Genomic DNA, 24,751 nt, shown 5'->3' with positions numbered 1-24,751 from the left:
TAAGGACGGAACATGGTGCTGTTTCGTGTGTTGTTGTCAGTAATCTCCTTCCAGTACCGCTCCTTTCTATTTATTATCTAACAGGGGACTATTATTTATCTATCCGGGGATAGACAGGTCACACTATGCCTTCATCCTCCCATTTTTCCTGCTACGCGCCATTTCCGGCGACGTCCTTAAAAACTATTGAATAAAATGCAACGAACGTTACTTAGCCAGAAGCTGACACACGCCGGCATAGCGCTGCTGTTACTTATTCCCTTGCTGCTACCTGCACAGGATACCCCACCACTGATCAACTCACGCCTTACCGGTGTAGTAGTAGATGCCAACACGCAAGAGCCACTCCCTGGTGCCGCCATCAACATCAAAGGCACTACACATGGCGTCACCACTGACGCAGCAGGACGCTTCTCTTTCATCACCGGGCAGAAATTTCCTTATACCCTCATCATCAGTTATATCGGCTATAAGAAACAGGAAGTGATCGCTACCGGCGAACATCTTAAAATACTGCTTGCAGCCGTACAAAGCCAACTGAATGATGTAGTCGTAATCGGTTATGGCACACAGAAAAAAAGTGACCTGACCGGCGCTATCTCCTCTGTCTCCGGACCTTTATTAAAACAACCCGTCAGCTCCGTAGATCAGGCGCTGAAAGGCGCCGTATCCGGTGTACAGGTTACACAAACTTCCGGACAGCCCGGCGGTGGTGTCAGTATACGTGTAAGAGGCGGTAGCTCTATACAAGGTGGTAGTGAACCACTCTATGTGATCGATGGCTTCCCTATCTATAATAGTCCGGTCACCACAGGCATATTAAGCGGCACTCCTGCTAATCCGCTCGCCAGTATTAATCCGGCAGATATTGAGAGTATCGACATCCTTAAAGATGCTTCCGCTACGGCTATCTATGGGTCCAGAGGCGCCAATGGCGTTGTTATCATCACCACTAAAAAAGGAAAGGCAGACCGAAGCAGCCTGACCTACGAAGGAAGTTATGGGGTACAGTCCCTACAAAAAAAGGTAGCGGTACTTAACGCACATGATTTTGCCATACTACGCAACGATGCCTTGTACGACGCCAATCCTGCCAAAGGGAAATACCAGTATCTCTCTCCTGAAAAGATCGCTGGGCTGGGAACCGGCACAGACTGGCAAGCTGCTGCTACCCGCAACGCGCCTCTCCAAAGTCATCAACTCAGTATCAGCGGCGGCAATGCAAAAACCCGTTATTTTGTTTCGGGCAATTACCTGCAACAGGATGGTATCTTAAAACATACCGACTTCTCCCGTTTAGGCATACGTGCCAATATAGATGCCCAACCATATGACAATCTGAAGGTCAGCGCGAATATTACCGCGAGCAAGTCAGACGCCAATATCGCACCAACAGGCATCATTGGCTCTTTACTCATCATGCCGCCTACAGCCACTATCTATGAACCGGATGGCAGCTATACCTTACGCAATCCTTTTGAGAACATATTCGCCAATCCCATCGCTACCTTGCTGGAACAGCAAAACCGCTCTACCGCCAACCGTTTGCTGGGTAGCGCCTATGCCGCTTACACCCCAGTAGAAGGGTTGACATTGAAAGTATTGTTCGGCACTGATGTGAATAACACTACGGAAAAAAGCTATATCCCTGCCACTATTTACGAAGGCATACAAAGTAAAGGCATTGCTGCCAGGGGCACCTTCAACTCCTACTCCTGGCTGAATGAGAACACGGTGACCTATGCACGCGCCTTTCATAAACATAATGTGGATGTGCTGGCGGGTTTTACACAACAGGAATATAATATGGAGATCGTGCGTGCCGGTGCGGAGAAATTTGTGTCCGATGCCCTGTCTTATAACAGCCTGCAAGGTGGTGCTACGTTGGTACGTCCTTTTGCGGATGCCAGCGCCTGGGTACTCCACTCCTACCTGGCCCGTGTAAATTACAACTACGACAGCCGTTACTACCTGACGGCCAGCATCAGAACGGATGGTTCCAGCCGTTTCGGTAGAGGAAACAAATGGGGCTATTTCCCCTCTGCCGCCGCTTCCTGGAGAGTGAGCAGTGAACCTTTCTTCAAACCCTTGACACCCGCTATCAGCGACTTGAAACTGCGCGCCAGTTTCGGTACCACCGGCAACCTGGAGATCGGCGAATACCAATCGCTGGCAGCCCTTTATAGCCTGGGCTATTTATTTGGTAAAGATATCAACACCGGCTTCGCACCGTCGCGTATCGCCAATGACAGGCTGGGCTGGGAAACGACCCATCAATACAATGCAGGAGTAGACATCGGTTTCCTGCATAATCGTTTGACTCTATCTGTGGATGCTTATTATAAAAAGACCAGTAACCTGCTACTCAATGTAGAGATACCCTGGACCTCCGGCCAGTCCTCTTCCTTGCAGAACTTCGGCGCTGTTCAGAACAAAGGCCTGGAAGTGGCTGTCAGCAGTAAAAACTTCACCGGCGATTTTGCCTGGACGACAGATCTCAACATTTCTTTTAACCGGAATAAAGTACTGACTATCGGCAATGGCGCCTCATCGTATATCAGCGGTAACTACATCATACAGGTAGGCCAGCCGCTGGGTACTTTCTATGGCACCGTCACCAGCGGTATCTTACAAACCGGAGAGGAAAACACCAAAGGAAAATATACGGGTAATGCCATTCCCAAACCCGGCGACCGGCTTTACAAGGATATCAACGGCGATGGTACTTTCACGACTGCTGCCGACCGCGCTATTATCGGTAATGCGCAGCCTGACTTCATCTTCGGGCTCAATAACAATTTCAGCTGGAAAGGTTTCAACCTGGCTATCTTCCTCCAGGGTTCCTATGGTAATAAAATACTCAATGCCAACCGGCAGACACTGGAGCTTTTCACCGGCCAGCAGAATGCAGCCGCCAGTGCGCTGGACAGGTGGACACCGGAACATCCCAGCCAGACCATCCCCCGCGCCAAACTGGACCCCGCTCCCGTTTTCTCCGACCGCTTCATAGAAGATGGTTCTTTCCTGCGGGTGCGTAATATCTCCCTGGGCTATACGCTGCCAAAAAGCCTGATCGGCAAACTATCTGCTGTCAACGTATTCGTATCAGCACAGCACCTGCTCACCTGGACTAAGTACACCGGTTTCGATCCGGAAGTAACCTCCGGCAGTAACGTGTCCCCGGGTACTGATCAGGGCATCTATCCGATCTCGAAAACTGTCAGCGGTGGTCTTCGTGTCACCTTCTAATCCATCACTCACTACCAAGCTCCTTCTTCCATGAAAAGAAATATCATACTACTGATGGTCTTACTAGCTGCCTGCAGCAAGCTGGACGAATCTCCTTCGGCACAACTCACTACCGACAATTTCTATCAGAATGCAGATCAGGCAAATGCAGCCGTAACCGCTATCTACCGCAAGCTGTATGAAAGCGGGCAATCGCTGTACAACAGCCTGTTCCAGATAGGTGTGGAGATGGCCACCGACGACTACGAAGCAGGCCCTAGGGCCAGGAATGCACATGTACGCGCCATCTCGGGTCTGACCCATGATGCCTCCAATGACCGGATGGAACAGCTCTGGAAACAAAGCTATGACGCTATCAATGTCGCCAACATAGCGATCGACAAGATCGCCCTGATCCCTGGCGCCAACATTACCGAGCCCCTACGTACAAGATTGATCAACGAGTCGAAGTTCCTGCGTGCCCTCCATTACTTCAACCTTGTTCGTTGGTTTGGCGATGTGCCGCTGGTACTCCATACACCTGCTTCGCTGGACCCCCAGGCGCTATACGTGGAGAAAGCGCCGGAGAATGCCGTATATGAGCAGATCATCAAAGACTTGCAAGCAGCAGAACAATTACCGGCACCAGGGGAATATGGCCCTAATGATATTGGCAGGGCCACTTCCTCTGCTGCCAAAAGCCTGCTGGCCAAAGTATACCTGACCCGTAAAGACTGGGCCAATGCGGCGGCCAAAAGTAAAGAGGTGATCGATCGTAACTGGTATTCCCTGTTCCCCGATTTCGCTGATGTATTCAACGTAGCCAAAAAGAACGGGCAGGAACATATCTTCTCTGCACAGTTCCTCGGCAATGCCGGCTACCAGGGCAATAGCCTGGCCAGCCGTTCTGCCCCTAATGAAGTGCCCGGCATCAACGGCGACTATGCCGATGCACTACATAAAGAAGGGGGCCTCTATGAAAGCTTCAGCGATCAGGATACGCGCAAGGCCGTCACTTTTATCACACAGATGACCAGCCCTACTGACGGGAAGGTATATACGTTCGAACCTCATTTCAACAAATACTATGATCCTGCGGTCGTTGGCAACCAGGGACAGTCCTCTAAGAACCTGCCTGTCATCCGTTATGCAGAAGTACTGCTCATCTACGCAGAGGCATCCAATGAACTGCACCAGGGGCCAGATGCGACGGCCTACGATGCCATCGATGCCGTACGGCAAAGGGCACATATCCCCCGCCTGCAGGATATCGCACCAGCGTTGGGTGTAGCTGCATTCCGTGATTCAGTGTTCCAGGAAAGACGTAAAGAGCTGGTATATGAATACCAACGTTGGTTCGATCTCGTGAGAAGAGGATCAGACTATTACATCAAAACGCTGAAAGCGGCCGGTAAGACATTGGCGGCTCCCCGGCATATTCACTTCCCCACCCCGCAACGGGAGCTGAACCTGAATCCCAAACTGAAACAGGACCCGCTATGGATCAATTATTAAACCGTATGAACAAGCATAATTGTCAACAATGAGAACCATCATTTTAACACTAGCCTTGCTGAGCTGCTGGTATACCGGCAGTGCCCAGCAAAAGCGACCTAATATCATCCTCATTATGGTGGATGATATGGGCTTTTCAGACATCGGCCCTTACGGATCGGAAATATCCACGCCTCACCTGGACCGGCTGGCCACAGAAGGACTGAAGCTACGCGAGTTCTACAACAATTCCATCTGTGCGCCTACGCGCGCGTCCTTGCTGACGGGACAATCCAATCACAAAGCCGGTATTGGCTATTTCAATGTCAACCTGGGACTACCGGCCTACCAAGGGTACCTGAACCGGGAGTCCCTTACGCTGGCAGAGGTACTGAAAGCTGCGGGTTACAGCACCCTTATGTCGGGCAAATGGCATGTCGGTGATGATAGTACTGCCTGGCCCAGGCAACGCGGATTCGACCGCTTTTTCGGGTTTATCGGCGGCGCCAGTAACTACTACGATATCGGCGACTACCAGGATAAGGTACCACCCGTACCGCTGCTGGAAGACAACCGCCGCGTCAACCTGCAGCCGGGACACTACCTGACAGATGAAATAGCAGCCCACGCCGTACAGTTCCTCGATGAACAAAACCATACCAGCAAACCCTTCTTCCTCTATGTCGCTTACAATGCACCTCACTGGCCCCTGCAGGCAAGACCGGAAGACATTGCCAAATACAAAGGCAGGTACAGCATAGGCTGGGATTCGCTACGGCAGCAACGTATTACCCGGCAAAAACAACTGGGTATCATCCCGGCCAACGCCACCGTCGCGCCCGATCCCGAAGTACCGGCCTGGGCCGGCCTTACCTACGACGAACAAAAGCTATGGGAGAAAAAGATGGAAGTATATGCCGCTATGATCGACCGCATGGACCAGGGCATCGGTACTATCCTCGATAAGCTGAAAGCGCTCAAAAAAGACGACAATACGCTGATCGTGTTCCTGTCCGACAATGGCGCACAGGGAGGCTTCATCCCTACCGGCCGTCCCCGCCAGCGTAATTCCGGCCCTATCGGCACTGCCGGCTCTTACGACTACCAGGAGCAAAGCTGGGCACATGTATCCAACACACCGCTGCGATCCTACAAAGCAAGCGCTTACGAAGGTGGGATCAGCTCCCCACTCATTGCCTGGCTGCCTGCCCGTATTAAGGCCGGCACCACTGCCCGCGGCATCGCACACCTGATCGACCTGGCCCCTACCTTCTATGATATTGCAGGCGTCAAATATCCCACACAATATGAAGGCCATAGCACCCATCCGCTACAAGGTATCAGCCTGGCTTCCCTGTTTTTCAACCAACAGGAACCGGTACGACCTACCCCGCTTTGCTGGGAACGCGCCGGCAACAAAGCCGTAAGGCAGGGTAAATGGAAACTGGTCGCCTCCTTCAATACCAAACAATGGGAACTATACGATATTGACAACGATCGCGCAGAAACCAACAACCTCGCCACCGCACAACCTGCTGTTGTCCAATCACTGAGCGATGCTTACGAGCGCTGGGCAAAAGAGAATGGTGTGGTAGACTATGAAAAGATCAAGCCTACCGGTGCCGCCGGTTTCGCAGGCCCTACCGCTAACGCCGGTGAAACGCCGGCAGCCCGCAAACAACGTTAAACATTGCTTTTACCACCTTTAAAAACGTATCATGCAACGCATATTCTTCTTACTATCTGCGCTGATTTCACTACTACCGGATCATCCCCTCTCTGCACAAACGAAAAAGCCTAATATCATCCTCATCATGGTAGATGATATGGGGTATGCAGACCTGGGCGCCTACGGTTCAGAGATACAGACACCTCACCTCGACCGGCTGGCCAAAGAAGGTCTCCGCCTAAAAGAGTTTTATAACAACGCCATCTGTGCACCTACAAGAGCATCGCTGCTCACCGGGCAATACCCGCATAAAGCAGGTATCGGCTACTTTGATGTCAACTTAGGCCTGCCAGCCTACCAGGGCTACCTTAACAAGTCGTCCCTTACGCTGGCGGAAGTACTGAAGACCGCCGGCTACAACACGCTGATGTCAGGCAAGTGGCATGTCGGCAACGATAGTCTCTCCTGGCCCAACCAGCGTGGCTTTGAAAAATACTACGGGGTGATCGGCGGTGGCGCTGACTACTTCGATGCCCAACCGATGCCGCTGGGTGGCAGACAATACCCCGTGATCATCGAAGAAAACAACAAACGGCTCCATCCGGCAGATAACAGCTATTATTTCACCGATGAAATTGCGGGCCATGCCATTCAATATCTCGACGAACAATCCGCCAGCAGCAAACCTTTTTTCCTCTACCTCGCCTTCAACGCACCGCACTGGCCCTTGCAGGCACTGCCGGAAGACATCGCCAAATACAAAGGCCGCTATGATATCGGCTGGGACAGCCTACGGCAAGAGCGGTTAGCCCGGCAGCGTCAACTGGGGTTATTGCCTGCCGCACAAACCATCGCTCCCCGCGACAGCGAAGTACCGGCATGGAGCAGCCTAACCTACGACGAGAAACAGTTGTGGAAAAGTAAAATGGAAGTATATGCTGCCATGGTAGACCGCATGGACCAGGCCGTAGGTAAAGTATTGGATAAACTGAAAGCATTGGGTAAAGCAGATAATACACTCATCGTCTTTATTTCTGACAATGGTGCGCCGGCAGAAGATGTAGCGCACTGGGGCCCCAAGGCCGCACGTAACAGTGGTCCTGTAGGAACTGCCGGCTCGTTCGAATCACAGGGCAAACAATGGTCCTTCGTGTCTAACTCACCCTTCCGCGCCTTTAAAAGTGTCATGTATGAAGGAGGTATCAGCAGCCCGCTGATCGCCTGGTTCCCCGGCCATATACCGCCTGGTACCATCGCACAGGGTACCGCCCATCTTATCGATCTCGCACCTACCTTCTATGAAGTCGCTGGCGCCAGATACCCGTCTAAATACAGTGGCACCGCCATTACACCCCTGCCGGGTAAAAGCCTCACCGGACTTTTCTTCCACCAGCAACCCCTACAAAGAGAACAACCCATCTTCTGGGAACGTGCCGGCAACCGCGCCGTAAGAAAAGGGAAATGGAAACTGGTATCCACTTATCCACAATACCGCTGGGAGCTGTACGATCTCGATACCGACCGTGGAGAAACCAATGACCTCGCCGCTAAAAACACACAGCTGGTCAACGAGCTGTCTGCCGCCTATTTTGACTGGGCTGACCGGACAGGCGTCGTTGATTATGATAGCATCAAACCGCCTTCTCTTTTTGGTAAATAAAATGAAATCCCCTGCAATACCTGCTGCGTGAAATACAGCTAATATTGCGGGGGAGCAAATAAGCAGCACCATACCTACAAAGGCCATTCTCCTAAGAGAACGGCCCTTTCTTGTAATTCACCACTTGTAACGATTTATCTGGCCACAACCGGCGTACCGGCCGCGGAAGTAACCTGCTTCCTGGCAGGTTGCTTTAATTGCTTTTTCTTCTTTCCCCACCAGATGATAAACCCGGTAATCGGCAGTGAAGCACCGATCAGGGAGCAACAGAAGGCGAGTATCTTCCCGGGCAGTCCCAGGATGCTACCCACGTGGATATCATAGTTCATCTTACGCAGCTTGGCAGCTGCCGTATTTTTTTCAAAAGGAATATCGTAGATATTATCGCCTTTCAGATGTTTTAGCGTGTGCTGATCGAAAGTATAGCTACGATTGTTATAATATTGTCCGGCTGCAGGATATACTACTACATACATCGTCGACTTGGCATCGGCTGTATCCGGTAGTCCCATATAAAACCCCTTGGCAGCGGGATTCTCCTTTATCACCTGCGACCAGATACGGTCGCTTACCTGCGCCATGGTCAATCCATTTTTTGCAGCGGTCGTATCCGAAACATGATCTTCATAATCCTTCAAAGGCACTCCACCGGAAGTAATCCAGTAACTGCCTTTGCTGAACCACTCTATACCATAGACCATACCGGTCATCGCGATCACCAGTAATACCAGCAAGGTGTAGAAACCAAGCACATTATGCAGGTCATAGTTCACCCGTTTAAAGGTACCCTTCCATTTGATCTTAAAACTCTTATCCCGCGTGGACTTATTCCATTTCTGCGGCCACCACAATACAAGACCGGTGATCAGGATAAATACGAAGGTTAGTATGCTATAGTTCACAATAGGCCGGCCTATCTTCCACGGTAGCCACAGGAAGCGGTGCCCGTTGAGTACCCAACGGAAAAAATCAGATTGCCCTTTTTTACGCTCCGCTTTATCTTTCACCTCCCCGGTGTAAGGATCGATACTCAGCGTCAACGACCCTTTATCCCCATTACTGGTAACCTCCAGCGCCCTCCCCTGCCGTAGCAACATATAAGATACCTTTCGCCCCGGCGCCTCCTGCTCCACAATGCGCATGACCTGTGAGGGTGTAAGCAGGGGCTTAGCCTGTACCGCCACATTTTTTTGCGGCTCTGCCAGGTCCAGTATCTCTTCATTAAAACACCAGATACAGGCAGTTATACACACAATCACTACGATGACACCAGTCACCAACCCCAGCCATAGGTGCAACCAGGCAGATATGCGGTAGAAGAGAGAGCGGTTGCTTTTCTTTTTTTGTTGCTTCGACTGTTTTGATATAGCCATGGGTGATCATCTAATTGGTGAGTCAGTACGTTCGTTCGCTAAAGTTGGACCGGCCTCCCCAACGGAGACCGGTTCCTACAAATATCTAGCAGTACAGTGTCTGCTTGTTTTCGAATAAGGGAAATTCTTTTTGCTTAGTAGTCCACCCTGACGATCGACGTGATCGCTCCTCCTTTTACCTCCAGCCCTTTTGATGCCGTAGCTGTGGCGATATCGATCTTATATACCCAGCTGCCGCCTGGGGTATTCAACCCTATATAGGCCGTTTTTCCATCCAAGGCAGCCGTATTGTTGTTATAAGGAGCAGTGGCCGAACGGATCTCCTCCGGAGCGCCTTTCACCCAGGTAAAGGATTGCTGGTACACATCCACCAGGGCCAATTTACCATTCCCGTCAAAGGAGTTAGGCATCCCGTACATCATCAACAGGAATTTACCATTGCCGAGATAGGTCTGGCTGGAAATATGGTGCCCGCCTGATTTCTCCTGTACATTGAAGAAATAGCTTTTATCGAACTCGGTGGTACCTTTCAGTACACGCACGAAAGCGGAGGGATTTTTAGAAGTATAGCCACGGCCATTTTTGGCGTTAGCAGGAGAGTATCCATAGATATCTCCATTCTCCGTAACTGCCAGCCCGCTGGTGAAATAATCACCGATGTAGCTGGTACGGTTATCTTTGATCACCTTCTCCAGTTTAAGATCAGGATAGCTGAATACAGCGATCCAGCTGCTATCAGGATAAGCGGTACCGAAGGCATCGCCGCAGCAGCCCTTGATACTTCTGTAAGGTGCAAACACCTTATCTCCTACCTGTGTGGCCCCGGTAAAGTGCGCCCGCTCACCATTGCCTGCCAGCTGTACAATGTTGATCTGCTTCTCACTGATGATACCAGGATTCTGTGCATCTATCCGGATCGCTACCGCATTTTCATTACCGGAACGGGGTACTTTTATCAGCAGTAGCTCGTCGTTGACACTACTAAACACCTGCACGGTCTCCGTCTGGAAGTTGGAGATCTTACGCAGCTGCCCGTCCCGGTCCAGCCCATAGGTGGTTACCGCACCCGGATTGCCCTGCCCGTACAGCAAGCTGAAGAACTTACCCTTATGTGTCGTGTAGTACCGATAACTGCCGTCCTGTTCTACGCCGTTCCCGATAGTGGTGATACTTCCCTGTTCTATATCGTTAGTGGTCAATAGTATGTCTGCGATACCCTCTGTACCCACAGGAGTGGCCGCAATCACATAACGTGACAGCCCCAGTAATCCCCCTTGTTGAAACCCACCATCCTCCGGATCATCCTTGTCACAGGAAGTAAAAGTAACGGCAAGACTCAGTGCTAAAAATAAACGGCTATATATATGTTTCATTCTTCGTAGTTGATGTGTCAGCAATTCAGTTATGTGAAATATTACTTACTGATAAAGTACCGGAGTTTGGCATAGAAAGCCCTTCCCGGCTTCTGCAGCGTAAAATTGTCATACAGCCGGTTATCCACCAGGTTCTTACATTCCAGGGCAATATTGTAACGGCCGTTGGCCAGACTATATACCATATTCACATCCTGGCAGAACTGGCGGGGAATGTCCAGCTTGCGCTGTGCCTGACGAGGCCAGGACAGATAGTAAGCGTGTACATACAGCAGATTGTAGCCGAGTGTCAGCGTATTCCCTTTTTTCAGCACATTGCGGAAGAACAGGGACGCATCTGCATTACCAAATAAGAAAGGCATGTTAGGAATACGATCCCGGTAGTTGGGACTTTCAATGGTCATTCCTTTTTCAAAGCGGGTATTATTACGCAGGTTCTGGTAGGTCAGGTTCACACCGGCCGTAAATATTTGACTGTAAGCATAACGGATCTCTCCGTCCAGTCCCAGATTGGTAACGCTGGCCTGGTTATCCACCGCTTGTTTGGTCTGGTTACGGTTGATCACCGGACGGATAAAGTCCTTCGCATCGCGGTAGATAAAGTTGGCATCAAAACTCAGGTGATGCACATCATTCACCGTCATCTGGTAGTTCACACCGAAGTTATAATTGTTGCTGCTCTCCGGCTTGATGTTGATATTACCCTCCATGTTGATCAGGTCACCAAACAGTTCATCTGTCTCCGGCAGGCGGTAACTCTTCTCATAAGATGCCTTCAGTTGCAAACGGGGCATGATGAAATAGGTAGTAGCCACACCATAACCCCAGTTGTCGAATTTGTTCTCCCGCTGCAAGTAAGCTACATCGCCCCATCCACCGCTGGGATTATAGCTCTCCGCATAACGGTTACGTTGTGCATAGTGTTTCAGGAATACAGAAGTGTTCCACTTCTCGCTATACTCATATTTGTAACCGAGGCCCGTCACATTTTTGCTGGACCGCTGCGGCTGATCATATTTTTCATTCCCCGGATACAACTCATCTTTACCCTTACGGTTGAACGTGTTGAAGGTATTATTCAATACAAAGGAATGATGCGCATTCAGTTTATAACTTAGGGTACCGGTCACCAGGCCATTGTGATTGCGGTATTTGTACATACTACGCTCTCTTTCGCTGCCGGGTCCTTCCCGCTGTTTGTACTGCTGTAACCAGTTGTACAGGCGATTCGTGGTATCGATGTTCTGCTCCTGTCCCAGGTTGTAGTTAGCGTTTAGCTGGAAGTTCAGCCCCTTTACAAACAGGTCCTTCACCTGGTATTTCAGGCTGGGCATTACGATATTACCCTTACGGTGCCAGGCGCCGAATACACTCTCCATACGGGCGCCGGTCTGTATCTCCGCATAGTTCTGCCCGAGTGTGATACCGAACAACAGCTTGTCGGCATATTTTTTTCCTACCACCCCGATATTGGCGATGACCGTTTCATTATGATAGGTATCATGAAATCTTCTGATACGCTGACGTGGATAGTATTTCCCCGTAAAGAGGTCATGAGCGTTCACACGCACCCAGTAGTTGTTGTCCGAATAGTTCTGAAATGCACTCAGCTGTACGGTGAAACCTCTCTTATCCGTAAACCCTGCATTCAGGGTAGCGCGATGTGTATTAAAGGAACCATAGGAGTAAGATACATCCAGGTAAGTACGCGGGCTGTTGGAAGTTACGATGTTGATCGCACCACCCAGCGCATCTGCACCTAGCCAGATCGGCACTACGCCTTTGTATATTTCTACCCGCTCTGCAAAGTTGATAGGTATGTTATTCAGCTGGAAAGAAGAACCGAAGTTATCCATCGGCACCCCATCCAGGAAAAAGCGCACCTGTTTGCCGGTAAAACCATTGAGTGACAGGTTCATGCGGCTACCCAGGCCGCCGTTCTCTCTTACACGTACACCAGATACACGATCCAGGGCATGAGAAAGATCCAGGGTAGAGTTATACAGCTTCTTCGCATCGATGGCCGTTACGTTAAATGCCTGACGTTTTACTTCCTGGCTGGAAGAACGGCCGATCACAGATACCATCTCAACATCCGTAGCCGATTGCTCCAGCGTGACAGTAACGACCGACTGATGGCCCCCTTTTACGTCTACCTCTTGCTGATGTGACTTACAGCCTATCGCAGAGATCAGCAGGATATGTTTGCCGGGAGTGATCTTCGTGATCGTATACATACCAGATACGTCACTAACGGCACCGATACCACGATTTTTAACTTTAATGGTAGCACCAACTACAGGTTGACCGTCGGCATACGTGAGCTTACCGGTCACCACCGTCTCCGTGCCGGATTGTGCCATGCCTGCCAGGTAAAGGATAAATAGCAAAAAGGTAAGAAAGGATTTTTTGGTGTAAATGTTCATCTTCATATAGCAATGTTGATAACACAGGGCAACAGCAGGCAATAGCAATGCTAGCGGGCTGCCCCACATTTATTTAGTTCACATTTTTGTAACAAAACAGATTAAGATGCCGGCGATAGTATCATACCCTCGGCGTAACCGGGTTGCGGAGTAGTGGTTCTCTTAATTGTCCTACAGTATTTTCCATTATTCTGACCGCAAAGTTATCGCTATCTACATTAGATCATTTTCGAAATCGGGAAAATTTCAGCAAACTACCCGTCACGCCTAAACTGTCAGGGTATTGTCATTCAGCAAAACGCTGTTGGCCATTCCGGCATGCCTGCTCACCATCGCCTGCAAACAGGATACCGCAGCCATTTCATCTGTCACCGAAGATCGTACGGCACAAAAGCAGGCAGCCACAAATGCACGTACTAGTTTAGGATATTGTTAACAACCATTCCCCTATGTTGCCCGTATCTGAGCTGATCACCTGCCGTGTGTTGATGACAGGTAATAGCGTACCTTTGCAATCAGAGACGTTCGCTTGTACAAATGATACAGCAGTAAAATAAAGTAACTTAATATGGGGAAGACATTGTCAAACAACTATTTTATCACCAAGGATATGAGATCTCTATTCATACTGGCCTTGCTACTGATAACAACCGCCGGTTGTTTCGGCCAGGATAAAAAACAACGAAAGATGGATCAGACACCTGCTCAGCACAATCCTTATTATTCCCGCACCGATACCACGCGCCTACAGGTCAGTAATGCAGAATGGAAAAAGATACTGCCTGCCGACCTGTATGCTGTATCCAGGGAACAGGCTACCGAAAGGGCTTTCACCGGTAAGTACTGGGATGCAGATACCCGGGGCACTTACTACTGCGCCGTATGTGGCAACGCGTTGTTCCGCTCCGACGCCAAGTTCGCCAGCACCTGCGGCTGGCCCAGCTTCTTCGAACCGATCCGGCCCAACAGCGTCATCTATCGCGAAGACCGCTCCCTGGGCATGGACCGTATAGAGGTCATCTGCGAACGTTGTGACTCCCACCTGGGACACATCTTCGACGACGGCCCCCCTCCTACTCACAAACGTTTCTGTATGAACTCCGTATCGCTAGACTTCGAGCCACTGCGATAGGATACCGTCACACATAGCCGCCTGCCCGGCGAATATTAACAAAGCACTAACAGTCTTCGCTAATATATCCGCCGGGCATGCGGCTTTTTTTGTACCTTCATTTTAAAAAATGTCCGTCACCTTCAAGGCCGGAGAATACTTTGGAAGCACCCAACGATCTGCCAACGCAGATGGCATTTCCCTCTTCCACCAGCAATATGCCCCGCTGACCTCCTCACCGGTACACTACCATCAGCACGCCCACTTCTGCTTCACCCTCAGCGGCGCCTTCCAGGAAATTGACAGCAAACACAAACAACTCATCCCCGAAGGCCAGATACTCATCTACCCCAAAGAAAGAGACCATAAGACGGTAACAGAACAGCTGGCACGCTCCTCTCTCTTCGTAGAGTTCAACGACAACTGGACCGACCGCCTGAAAGAAACCGGCATCACCTTCGACCAGTTCAGCGTTGTCAAAAGCAAAACCATCTCCCACCTCTTCTCCCGCATATTCCGCGAGTTCAGCCACCCCGGCCCCGCTTCCGCCCTGCTACTAGAAGGACTGGTGCTGGAAAGCGCCGTAGAACTGGCTCGCGAAAAAGAGAAAACCGTACGCATGGTCCCCGCCCAGGTCAAAAAAGTAATCCACCTGCTGCAGGAAGACTACACGCGCAAATGGACCCTGAACGAACTGGCCTCCCAACTCGACTTCCACCCCGTCTACCTCAACCGCCTCTTCAAACATCACTTCGGCACTACTATTCACCACTACCTCGAAGACTTACGCATCGAAAGAGTATGCGAGAAGCTACAACACAGCGATGACCCGATCAGTGCCATCGCATTGGAATGCGGTTTCACCGACCCGAGTCATCTCTATAAAGTGTTCCTGAAAAAGAAAGGGGTACGGCCCCTCGAATACCGGCTTATCACCCGCTGGTGATCAGTAAATACCCTTCCGTCCTTGCACCAGCGTAGCCGCCTGCTCCGCCGTGATACCGAAATGGTCCGCTACCAACTGCGCAGGATTCGCATTCAACCACATACTCAAACTGATCTCCTGATATACCGGGCTATTAAACAACACAATTAATTTCAATGCCTCCTTACCGGTATTCTCTATGTAATGCCCGTACCCCTGTTTAATAAAGGCCACCTTGCCTTTGTTGTAGGACATGGTCTTCACCCGTCCATGCGATCCGAAGATACCCATACGGCCTTCCCCACTCATCACATACTGCCACTCGTCCGCATTCGGATGCCAATGCAGCTCCCGGATCGCACCGGGCGCTATATCCATACGCAACGCCGTCAATGTCGTCTGTATCGGAAACTCCAACGATGACACCAACCGCGTTTGCCCGCCGTTAAAAGACTGTAGTATACCGTCGCTCTCCATCCGGAACTTGTGCATAGAAGTCCCCATGGCTATACCGCCGTCTATATTACGGGGATGAGGGTCCTTCGCGATCTTGCCTACCCCTATATACAGTTCTTTGGAAGGCAGGTGGCTGAATAAAGTACCGCTGCGCAGGTCTTTACGCAACAGCTCCGGCGGCAAGTGCCCCATCCAGTCCGTCACACTGAAAGTGCCAAATTCGGAGAAATGCCCGTTATCAAATCCCAGCAGGAACTTACAGGGCTTGTCGCCCAGGCATTGCAGACAGTGCCCGTGCCCCTTCGGGAAATACCAGATATCACCCACCTCGAAAGTATCCGTAGAAGTCGTACCGTCCGGCGATACCACCGTCGTCAGCACCCGACCCTCCAGTACATATGCCCATTCCGCTGCAATAGAATGCCAGTGCAGCTCCCGGAAAGCACCGGGCTGCAACTGCATCAATACCCCAGCAATACTTTGCGATACAGGGAACTCTTCTACCGTCGCCTCCTTCGCAGTACCACCAAGGCCCTCCCAACCTTCGCTACCGTTCTCTATGTCGTAAATAAAATCTTCCAGGGGTTCTATTTTCTTGTCGGGACGACCGGCTGCTAACTGGCCGGTAGGTGCAGCAAGTGTTAACCCGGGCAATGCCAGGCTTTTGCCGGCGGCTAACAATCCCATCGCCGTGAGGGAGCTGGCTGAAAGGAATCCGCGTCTTGTGATGTCCATGATCTTATCGATTTTGATTTGAAGATGATACAAAGGTATCCGCCCCTTCCCGCCGGCCTTTGTTCAAATCGAACCGCTATTGTAAAATTAGAACTTTATTTTCTATCGCCCCTACCTACTTTGTCCGTTTTTTACAACACCACCACCTGCCGATGATGCAACTTTGTAGCACGAAATCAATCATATGCAACGAATACTGCTCCTACTACTGCTGGCATGCTGCGGACTGCAGCTGCCGGCACAAACGGTCACTTCAACTAAAAAACAATACAACATGAAACTGAACGCAGGATTTATCACCGCACAACTGGCAGCGACCAAAACATTCTACACCGAACACCTCGGATTCGGCGTAATGTTTGAAAACGACTTCTACCTCCTCCTCCACACTCCTGGCCAGCAAGCAGAGATCAGCTTCCTGCTGCCCCATCACCCTTCCCAGCAACCGCTTTTTCAACCGCCCTTCCAGGGACAAGGCGCCTACCTCACCATAGAAGTGGAAGACGTCGATAAGATCTACCAGGTGCTAAAAGCCAAAGGTGTCGCCATCAGGATCGATATCCGCGACGAACCCTGGGGAGATCGCCACTTTGCCATACAAGACCCCAATGGCATCGGTATCGATATCGTCAAATACACCCCTCAACAAAAAGGACAGGAATAACCTGTCCTATAGCTTTCCTGTAGCTTACCTATAGCATTCGTATAGTCATTGTATAAGCTACGCTTATAGTTGCATATAGAATGACTATACAACGCTTATACACCCTATAGGCAACAAATGTGCAACAACATGTATACCAACACTTTACACACGAATAAACCGCTTATCTAGTACCGCCGTGCCGGGCAGCTACCGGGGCATTTGTGCCAGGGTAGCCGCCGCAGGCGCTTTGGGTCCAAAACGACGGGCCTGCACCTCGTCATATGCTTTTACATAATCCGGATGCTCCGTACCCATCAACCGGTCCCATACGCGGAAATAAAGCCCGTAATTCCCCTTGAACTTACTGTGATGAAGGTTGTGGTGCACCGAAGTATTAAACAGCTCAAAAAGGGGGCTTTTCCGGAACCACCGGGGGGCAATCTCGTAACCCAGGTGACCATATACATTGATCACAAACCCGGCAATCGTAAACAACACAATCCCCAACGGATGCATCGGCAGGATCAGCACGATCAGGAACAAAACCGCCCCTTCCGTAAAGGCTTCCAGCAGGTGAAACGAGTAAGAGGTCCAGGGAGACGGGTTCGTAGACTGGTGATGTACCAGGTGCGTGAGCCGGAACAACCGCGGATGATGTAACGCCCGGTGCATCCAGTAAAAGTAAGTGTCATGGACGATGAGGCTCAGCACTACACTCAACCCCAGGTACCAAACCGGGTAATCCCCTAGCTGATCATACACCTGCGTATACTGCTTAAATGGGGTGAACAACACGATAAATGCTAATACGCTGAGCACCAGCGTCGTCTGCAACGAATGCAAGATCTCCCGCAGGAAATCCTTACTGCCAGCCAGCCGCTGCTGTATCTTAAAATGCTGTAGTTGCTTCGGGAAAAAGAGGTAGAACACCGCGAAAAATACCCCTGCTATGATAAAGTAACGCAGGGTCGATATACCGTATATCTTGGCGATGATGTAAATTGTCTGTTCCATAAAACACATCGTTTGGTGCTGATGGAACAAAAGTAAAACAGGACCTGCCTGCCAGCAGTTAACAAAAGATAATTAATCCTTATGCTGCGATATACGTTTGCGGATACGGCTGAGGGATACCGGCGTTACTCCCAGTAACGAAGCGATGTATTTGCCGGGCACCCGGCTTACAATATCCGCTTTCTCTGCTACCAGCTTCAGGTAACGCTCCTCCGGCGATAACAGTACAAAAGAAGCGATCAGGTCCAGCGACTCTGCCAGCATCTTTTTCAGGAAAAAAGTACGCAATGGCTCCAGCCTGGGTTGCTCGCTCATCACACGTTCCAGCGCTCCGTAGTCTATCTCTTGCAACGTCACCGGCTCTACCGCCCGGTAGATAAATCGGGAAGGACGGTTTAAGATGATCGTATCATGTGAGGCAATGAACTGTCCCTCCCAACGCAACAGCAAAGTAGCTTCGTCCCCATTCTCCTTCACCGCATAGGTACGGATGATCCCTTTCTCGATAAAAGCCAGCTGACGCGAAGAAGCGCCTTCCGGGATATAGACCGCTCCCGGCGCCAGCTCCCGGCGTGTAGCCAGTTGTGTAAGTTGTAACAGGTCAACAGGGGTGATATCCTTGATATGGCTGATCCCTTCCAGTAATAGCTGTATATCGTTCATATGCGTCATGGGTAACAAAAGGTCATTTTAATGCATCCGTTGGCGTAAGGCCATACATCACCTTAAAGTCTTTCACAAAATGTGCCTGATCGTAATAACCGCTGTCGTAAAACAGCTTGTTCTTTCGCAGGCTTTCCAGCGATGGCTTGGCATTCAGCACATGCTGGAACCGTACCACCTTGCTGAAGGTCTTGGGCGTATCCCCGATATAGTAGTTGAATAACCGGCGCAACTGCCGGGGACTGATGCCGGTATTTAATTCGCGCTCCACCGGTATGGTACCCTGCGAACGCAGTATCCGTTCAATGGCATCAAACAAACGGCTGTCTATATCGAAATCAGTAGTGGATAATAACCGCAGGAAGTGATGATCGAAATGTGGTTTCAACAGCTCCACGGCAGCAGCTATCGCTCCCATCCGGCCCAGGTCGGCGGCCAGCGAGGGAATAACATGCGCCAGCAGCTCAAACCGGTCTGTCAGCGCTGCCGCATCAATCTTGAACAACAGCGGTATCGCTGCCGGCAGAAACCGGATACCGATGTAGTTAAAACTTTGCTGTAACGGAAACGTCGTGTACGTCGCAGAAAATCCCATGATGAAATTCTCTTCCGGATTACCCGCATCATAGAAGAGATCCATGCATCCATCCGCCACCACCCGGTAAGAAAATGGCTGTGTCAACGGCTCCTGCGTACGCAATTGCCAGTAGCAGTAGATATACCGCGCCAGGTGAAAGTCCGGTAATACCTCTGTATAACGCACCTGTGCCGGCATCTCCCGCACCGCCGGTTGTACGGGGCAGAAAAGGGGTCTTATGTCGGGTAATATGGTCATCCCTGCTAAAATACGCCAAAGCCCCGGCTCCGCCAATAAAGCAAAGGCACCGCCTCCGGAAGGAAACAGTGCCTTTGTATATACCGGTTAATGACCCTATTGGTAAATAACGGTCAGGCTGATAGGCGTACCACCTAACGCTTTGGAAATAGGGCAGTTCTCTTTGGCGCCCTGTGCAAAAGCTTCGAATTGCTCTTGGGATACCCCGTCGATCGCAGTAGCGGTCAGCTCCAGGGTAATACCGGAGATCTTCGGACCAGCAGCCATATCCAGCTCCACCACCGCACGGGTGTTCAGATCACCAGCCGTGATACCCGCCTGGGTCAGCGCAGCGCTTACTGCCATAGTAAAACAACCAGCATGTGCAGCCCCCAGCAACTCCTCCGGATTAGTACCTACACCGTCTGCAAAACGGGTATTGAAAGAATATTGAGTGTTAGACAGTACGGTGCTCTGTGTGGAGATCTCACCTTTACCTTCTTTAAGGTTACCGTTCCAGTGTGCATTAGCTATCCTTTTCATAGTATCAATGTTTAATTTGAGTGTTTTTATTGTTTTGACGATGTAAAAGTAACAGCAATTTGCTCCACTAAGTTTAACCCAGGTTAAAAAGTAAAATAAACTTATTATTTCCATCCACCTCCCAGTGCCCGGTACAACGCGATCGTCGCCTTCCACAGTTCCAGCTGGTCATTTACATAGTCCAGCTGACTGGCCAGCAAGGCCTGCTCAGAGGTCAGCACATCGATATAATTGGTAGCCGTACTGTATCGCAGCAATTTTTTGGTAAAGTCCACCGACTGCTCTAACGATCTCAATTGTTTACGGCGGATCTCCTGTTGTTCGGCAGCCGTCTTGTAAGCATACAGGGCATTGGATACCTCCTGTCCTGCCACCAGCAAGGTACGCTGGAAGGCCAGCACCGACTCTTCCTGCTGGGCTTTGGCCGTTGTCAACGCCGCCTTGTTCCTCCCCCTGTTCAGGATAGGCTGTACCAGGCTACCGGCGATATTGGCAAACAGACCGTCGGCAGACAGCCACTGCCGCCATTCATAGCTGGTAAATCCGCCAGCCGCCGTAATATTGAACGCCGGGTAGAAAGCCGCCCTGGCCACATTGGTCCGTTCAAAGGCCTGCCGCACCGCATACTCCGCCTGCATCACATCGGGACGGTGATGCAGCAGCTGCGCCGGTATACCCGCCTGTAAGGTCGCAGGGGCAATCTGTATCGCCAGCGACTGCCGCCGGATATCCCCCGAAGGCCTGTTCAGCAATATACACAATGCATTCTCCGTCTCCCGGATCTGCCGCCGCAAAGCGGGTATGGCCACTTCCGCCGCATACTGGTTAGCCTCACTCTGTACCACCGCTGCACCATTCACTACACCGGCTGTCTTCAACGACGCCATCGCTTTCACATCTTCTCTCCTGTTCACCACCGTCTGTTCCAATACCTGCAACTGCTGGTCCATCGCCAACAGGGAAAAATAGCCGTTGGCAATATCAGCGATCAGCTGTGTCTGCACCGCTTTGCGGGCCGCTTCCGTACCGAGCAATCCCGCCAGCGCGCCTCTTTTGGCAGCACCTAACTTACCCCAGATATCGGCCTCCCACGATGCCCGCAACGCCACATCGTACTGGGTCGAAGACCGGATGATACCAAAACCCTGCGGGAAAGCCAGCTTGGAACGGGTAATGCCCAGGTTACCATTCAGCTCCGGCAGTAACGCAGCTTTGCTTTGCCGGAAAACAGCCCCGGCAGCAACAATACGCTGCGTGGCAATCTTCAGATCAAGATTGTGTACCAGTCCTTCCCGGATCAGGCCCTGCAATACCGTATCCGGGAAGAGCTGTTGCCAGGGCTGATCCGCAATACTAACGGTATCCGTGCCGGCCTGGCCGCGATATGAGTTTTCCTGCGCCGTCTCCTGCGGATGATAGATTTTCCCGATACGACAGGAAGACACTGCCAGTAGCAATAGCATACCTGCTATCACCTGGCCGCCTATACGCTGCCGGCTGCGGCGGCTCACCTTCTCCTGCAAAGACTGGAAGATGATGAACAATACCGGGATGATGAATACCCCCAGCACCGTACCGATCAGCATACCGCCTACCGCTGCCGTACCGATCGAACGGTTACTCAATGCGCCGGCTCCTTTTGCCAGCATCAATGGCAACAATCCGAAGATGAATGCGAGAGAGGTCATCAGGATCGGCCGCAGACGGGTCATAGCGCCAGCCAGCGCAGCCTGTACCAGCGTCTCCCCCTGCAACCGGTGCATACGGGCAAACTCCACGATCAGGATCGCATTTTTAGCCAGCAGCCCGATCAGCATGATCAGGCTGATCTGCAGAAAAATATTATTGTCCAACCCGAACAAACGGGCAAACAGAAATGCCCCCGTCAATCCTACCGGCAGGGATAACAGCACCGAAAAAGGCAACAGGTAACTCTGATACTGTGCACTCAGCAGAAAATAAATGAACACCAGGCTGAGTATAAAAATGATCATCGTCTGGCTGCCACTGGAAATCTCTTCGAGACTCATCCCGGCAAAGGCGTAAGTATATCCCTTCGGCAGGGTCTTGTCCGCCGTCTCCTGGATCGCCTTGATGGCATCCCCCGAACTGAAACCCGGCTTCGGACTACCATTCACATAAGCAGAGGTGAACAGGTTAAAACGGTTCACAAACTCCGGCCCGTGTATCTTCTTCAACGTGATAAACCCTGCAATAGGCGCCATCGTACCGGCATTGTTACGTACATATATTTTCTCGATAGCGTCCTTATTCAACCGCTGCGCCGCTTCCGCCTGCAACATCACTTTGTATTGTTTACCAAACCGGTTGAAGTCGGAAGCATAGATACCACCCAGGTACCCCTGCAGCGTGCTCAGTATCACGTTCACCGGTACACCGGCTTCTTTACTCTTGGCGACATTCACCTGCACTTCATACTGCGGGAAGTTGGTATTATAAGGGGTAGCGGCATATTGTATCTCCTGGCGGCTATTCAGCGCTTTCATAAACCCTTGTATCACCGTCTCAAAGTCTTTATAAGAACCGCCGGTCTTGTCCTGCAACTGGAATTCAAAACCATCGGTATTACCGAATCCCTGTAAGGTAGGCGCGGGGAAAAAGATGATGTTGGCGCCGCGGATACCGGCAGTGCGTTCAAACAGGCGGGCTACCACCTGCCGTATGTGCTGACTATCTTGTGTACGTTCCTTCCAGGGTTTCAACCGCAGGAAGATAGCGCCATAGGAACTACCTGCTCCGCTGATCAGGTCAAAGCCCGTTACCGCACTCGTCACCTCCATTTCAGGCATGGCAGCGGCAATACTGTCTATCTGGTCCAGCACTTCGGCAGTACGCTCCAGCGAAGTAGCAGGTGGCAATATCACGTTGCCGTAGATCATGCCACTGTCTTCATTCGGCACAAATCCCGTAGGAGTTGTACGTACAAGCCACCAGAACAGCAGCAGGAAGACACCCACACTGCCCAGGGCCAGCCATTTGCGGTTGATCAGGAAAGCAACCACGCCAGTATACCGTTGCGTCACCCGGTGGAAAGAGGTATTGAAAGCGTTGTAGAAACGCTGCATATATCCCTTCGGGTGATAATGCTCTTTATCATGCGGCCGCAGGAACAGCGCACACAAAGCAGGACTCAGCGTCAACGCATTGATGGCAGAGATGATGATAGCGACTGCCAACGTCAGACCAAATTGTTTGTAGAACACCCCTACCGATCCGTTGATAAACGTAACCGGTACGAACACTGCCGCCATTACCAGCGTAATGGAGATGATAGCCGTACTGATCTCTCCCATCGCATCCAGCGTCGCCTTCATAGGCGACCGTTCCCCGGCATCCAGCTTAGCATGCACCGCCTCTACTACCACGATCGCATCATCTACTACAATACCGATGGCCAGCACCAACGCAAACAACGTCAGCAGGTTGACGGTAAAGCCGAACAGCTGCAGGAAAAAGAACGTACCGACAATCGCTACCGGTACTGAGATAGCAGGTATCAGCGTGGACCGGAAGTCCTGCAGGAAAATGAACACCACAATGAACACCAGGATAAATGCTTCGATAAAAGTAGAGATGAGTTTACCCACAGAAGCATTCAGGAAGTCGTTGGCATTAGAGTATATTTTGTAACTGATGCCCTTGGGAAAATCCTTTTCTGCATCCCGCATGATCTGTTCACACTGTTTGATGATCTCATATGCATTAGATCCTGCGGTCTGGTTGATCGCCACGTATACGAACGGACGGCGCTGTGTACGGGAAATAGAAGCATAGTTGTAAGCGCCCATTTCAATGCCCGCCACATCTTTCAGCTTCAGCACCTTCCCGTTGCCCGTAGTGCGCAGGATGATCTCTCCGAACTGCGCCGGCTTCTCCAACCGTCCCGTATACTTTAAAGTGTACTGGTGCGTCTGATCCCCGTTCTCACCTACCTTACCCGGGGCCGCTTCTATATTCTGCTCTGCCAGCGCCGCGATGATATCAGCCGGTATAAGTCCATATACTGCCATTATATCGGGCTTCAGCCAGATACGCATGCTGTAATCCATATCCCCGTATACCTTGGCCTGTCCTACACCTTCCACCCGCTTGATCTGCGGAATGACGTTAATCTTCAGGTAGTTGTCGAGGAACTTCATGTCATACTGCCCTGTCTCACTCAGCAGGATAAAACTGAACACCTCACTGTTGAGTCTTTTAGTGGTAGTGATCCCATATTTGAGTACTTCTGCCGGCAGCTGGCTGGTCGCCTTTGTAATCTTGTTCTGCACGTTGATAGCCGCCATATCGGGGTCTGTACCTTGTTTGAAGTTGATCGTGATATTAGCTGTACCATCGTTACTGGCCTTGGAAGTCATATAGGTCATATGTTCCACACCGTTGATCTCTTCTTCCAGTGGACCAATCACACTTTTCATCACCACTTCAGCGCTGGCACCCTGGTATAAAGCGCTTACCTCTACCGCCGGTGGCGCAATACCCGGGTATTGTGAAATAGGTAATGCATATAATCCCAACAATCCCAGTATGACGATGATCACCGAGATCACCGTAGACAGGACGGGATTTTCTATAAATTTCTTGTACATAGTCAGTTCGT

Annotated in this window: 17 protein-coding genes; 8 read left to right on the top strand and 9 right to left on the bottom strand. The window is 50.9% G+C overall.

What is annotated here, in order from left to right; all coding sequences use genetic code 11:
* Window positions 1–195: 195 nt before the first annotated feature.
* The 4 genes from KTO58_RS03540 to KTO58_RS03525 are packed head-to-tail and all read left to right on the top strand — an operon-like array spanning window position 196 to window position 8,051.
* A complete protein-coding gene (locus KTO58_RS03540; RefSeq protein WP_225860037.1) occupies window positions 196–3,249 on the top strand; it encodes a SusC/RagA family TonB-linked outer membrane protein in 3,054 nt (1,017 codons plus the stop codon).
* Window positions 3,250–3,279: 30 nt separating this feature from the next.
* Window positions 3,280–4,743: a RagB/SusD family nutrient uptake outer membrane protein gene (locus KTO58_RS03535; protein WP_095840713.1), complete on the top strand. Its 1,464-nt coding sequence runs from the start codon at window positions 3,280–3,282 to the stop codon at window positions 4,741–4,743.
* Between the two features lie 28 nt (window positions 4,744–4,771).
* Window positions 4,772–6,409, top strand: coding sequence for an arylsulfatase (locus KTO58_RS03530; RefSeq protein ID WP_095840714.1), 1,638 nt, complete (start codon window positions 4,772–4,774; stop codon window positions 6,407–6,409).
* 31 nt (window positions 6,410–6,440) lie between these two features.
* A complete protein-coding gene (locus tag KTO58_RS03525) occupies window positions 6,441–8,051 on the top strand; it encodes an arylsulfatase (protein ID WP_095840715.1) in 1,611 nt (536 codons plus the stop codon).
* A gap of 134 nt (window positions 8,052–8,185) precedes the next feature.
* Here KTO58_RS03525 and KTO58_RS03520 read toward each other — a convergent pair whose 3' ends face one another.
* The 3 genes from KTO58_RS03520 to KTO58_RS03510 all read right to left on the bottom strand — a co-directional run bounded on the left by KTO58_RS03520 (window position 8,186) and on the right by KTO58_RS03510 (window position 13,229).
* A complete protein-coding gene (locus KTO58_RS03520) occupies window positions 8,186–9,424 on the bottom strand; it encodes a PepSY-associated TM helix domain-containing protein (protein ID WP_095840716.1) in 1,239 nt (412 codons plus the stop codon).
* A 134-nt stretch (window positions 9,425–9,558) separates the two neighbouring features.
* Window positions 9,559–10,797 carry a DUF4374 domain-containing protein gene (locus KTO58_RS03515; RefSeq protein WP_095840717.1) on the bottom strand — a complete coding sequence of 413 codons (1,239 nt, stop codon included), beginning with the start codon at window positions 10,795–10,797 and terminating at the stop codon, window positions 9,559–9,561.
* A 41-nt stretch (window positions 10,798–10,838) separates the two neighbouring features.
* On the bottom strand, window positions 10,839–13,229 hold the full coding sequence (locus tag KTO58_RS03510; RefSeq protein ID WP_198315032.1) for a TonB-dependent receptor: 2,391 nt from the start codon (window positions 13,227–13,229) through the stop codon (window positions 10,839–10,841).
* 277 nt (window positions 13,230–13,506) lie between these two features.
* Between KTO58_RS03510 and KTO58_RS03505 the strand changes: the two genes are divergently transcribed.
* The 3 genes from KTO58_RS03505 to KTO58_RS03495 all read left to right on the top strand — a co-directional run bounded on the left by KTO58_RS03505 (window position 13,507) and on the right by KTO58_RS03495 (window position 15,280).
* Window positions 13,507–13,659 carry a hypothetical protein gene (locus KTO58_RS03505; RefSeq protein ID WP_157753209.1) on the top strand — a complete coding sequence of 51 codons (153 nt, stop codon included), beginning with the start codon at window positions 13,507–13,509 and terminating at the stop codon, window positions 13,657–13,659.
* A 174-nt stretch (window positions 13,660–13,833) separates the two neighbouring features.
* Window positions 13,834–14,355: a peptide-methionine (R)-S-oxide reductase MsrB gene (gene msrB / locus KTO58_RS03500; protein WP_225860036.1), complete on the top strand. Its 522-nt coding sequence runs from the start codon at window positions 13,834–13,836 to the stop codon at window positions 14,353–14,355.
* Between the two features lie 109 nt (window positions 14,356–14,464).
* A complete protein-coding gene (locus KTO58_RS03495; protein WP_095840719.1) occupies window positions 14,465–15,280 on the top strand; it encodes a helix-turn-helix transcriptional regulator in 816 nt (271 codons plus the stop codon).
* On the opposite strand, the gene KTO58_RS03490 is transcribed toward KTO58_RS03495, so the two are convergent.
* Entirely contained in the window at window positions 15,281–16,450 is a 1,170-nt protein-coding gene (locus KTO58_RS03490) for a cupin domain-containing protein (protein WP_095840720.1), read from the bottom strand.
* A gap of 184 nt (window positions 16,451–16,634) precedes the next feature.
* On the opposite strand from KTO58_RS03490, the gene KTO58_RS03485 reads away from it, so the two are divergent.
* Window positions 16,635–17,114 (top strand): VOC family protein, encoded by a 480-nt coding sequence (locus KTO58_RS03485; protein WP_198315033.1) that lies wholly within the window; start codon window positions 16,635–16,637, stop codon window positions 17,112–17,114.
* 189 nt (window positions 17,115–17,303) lie between these two features.
* Here KTO58_RS03485 and KTO58_RS03480 read toward each other — a convergent pair whose 3' ends face one another.
* The 5 genes from KTO58_RS03480 to KTO58_RS03455 all read right to left on the bottom strand — a co-directional run bounded on the left by KTO58_RS03480 (window position 17,304) and on the right by KTO58_RS03455 (window position 24,740).
* Window positions 17,304–18,110 (bottom strand): sterol desaturase family protein, encoded by an 807-nt coding sequence (locus KTO58_RS03480; RefSeq protein ID WP_095840721.1) that lies wholly within the window; start codon window positions 18,108–18,110, stop codon window positions 17,304–17,306.
* 72 nt (window positions 18,111–18,182) lie between these two features.
* Window positions 18,183–18,782 carry a Crp/Fnr family transcriptional regulator gene (locus tag KTO58_RS03475; RefSeq protein WP_095840722.1) on the bottom strand — a complete coding sequence of 200 codons (600 nt, stop codon included), beginning with the start codon at window positions 18,780–18,782 and terminating at the stop codon, window positions 18,183–18,185.
* A 13-nt stretch (window positions 18,783–18,795) separates the two neighbouring features.
* Entirely contained in the window at window positions 18,796–19,608 is an 813-nt protein-coding gene (locus KTO58_RS03470; protein ID WP_095840723.1) for an AraC family transcriptional regulator, read from the bottom strand.
* Window positions 19,609–19,704: 96 nt separating this feature from the next.
* A complete protein-coding gene (locus KTO58_RS03465) occupies window positions 19,705–20,130 on the bottom strand; it encodes an OsmC family protein (protein ID WP_095840724.1) in 426 nt (141 codons plus the stop codon).
* Between the two features lie 104 nt (window positions 20,131–20,234).
* On the bottom strand, window positions 20,235–24,740 hold the full coding sequence (locus tag KTO58_RS03455) for an efflux RND transporter permease subunit (protein WP_095840725.1): 4,506 nt from the start codon (window positions 24,738–24,740) through the stop codon (window positions 20,235–20,237).
* Between the last annotated feature and the right edge of the window lie 11 nt (window positions 24,741–24,751).

Origin of the sequence: Chitinophaga pendula, assembly GCF_020386615.1 — a bacterium.
Classification (GTDB): Bacteria; Bacteroidota; Bacteroidia; order Chitinophagales; family Chitinophagaceae; genus Chitinophaga; species Chitinophaga pendula.
Note: the sequence above shows the minus strand (reverse complement) of the source record. Positions and strands in the feature narration are given on the sequence as shown.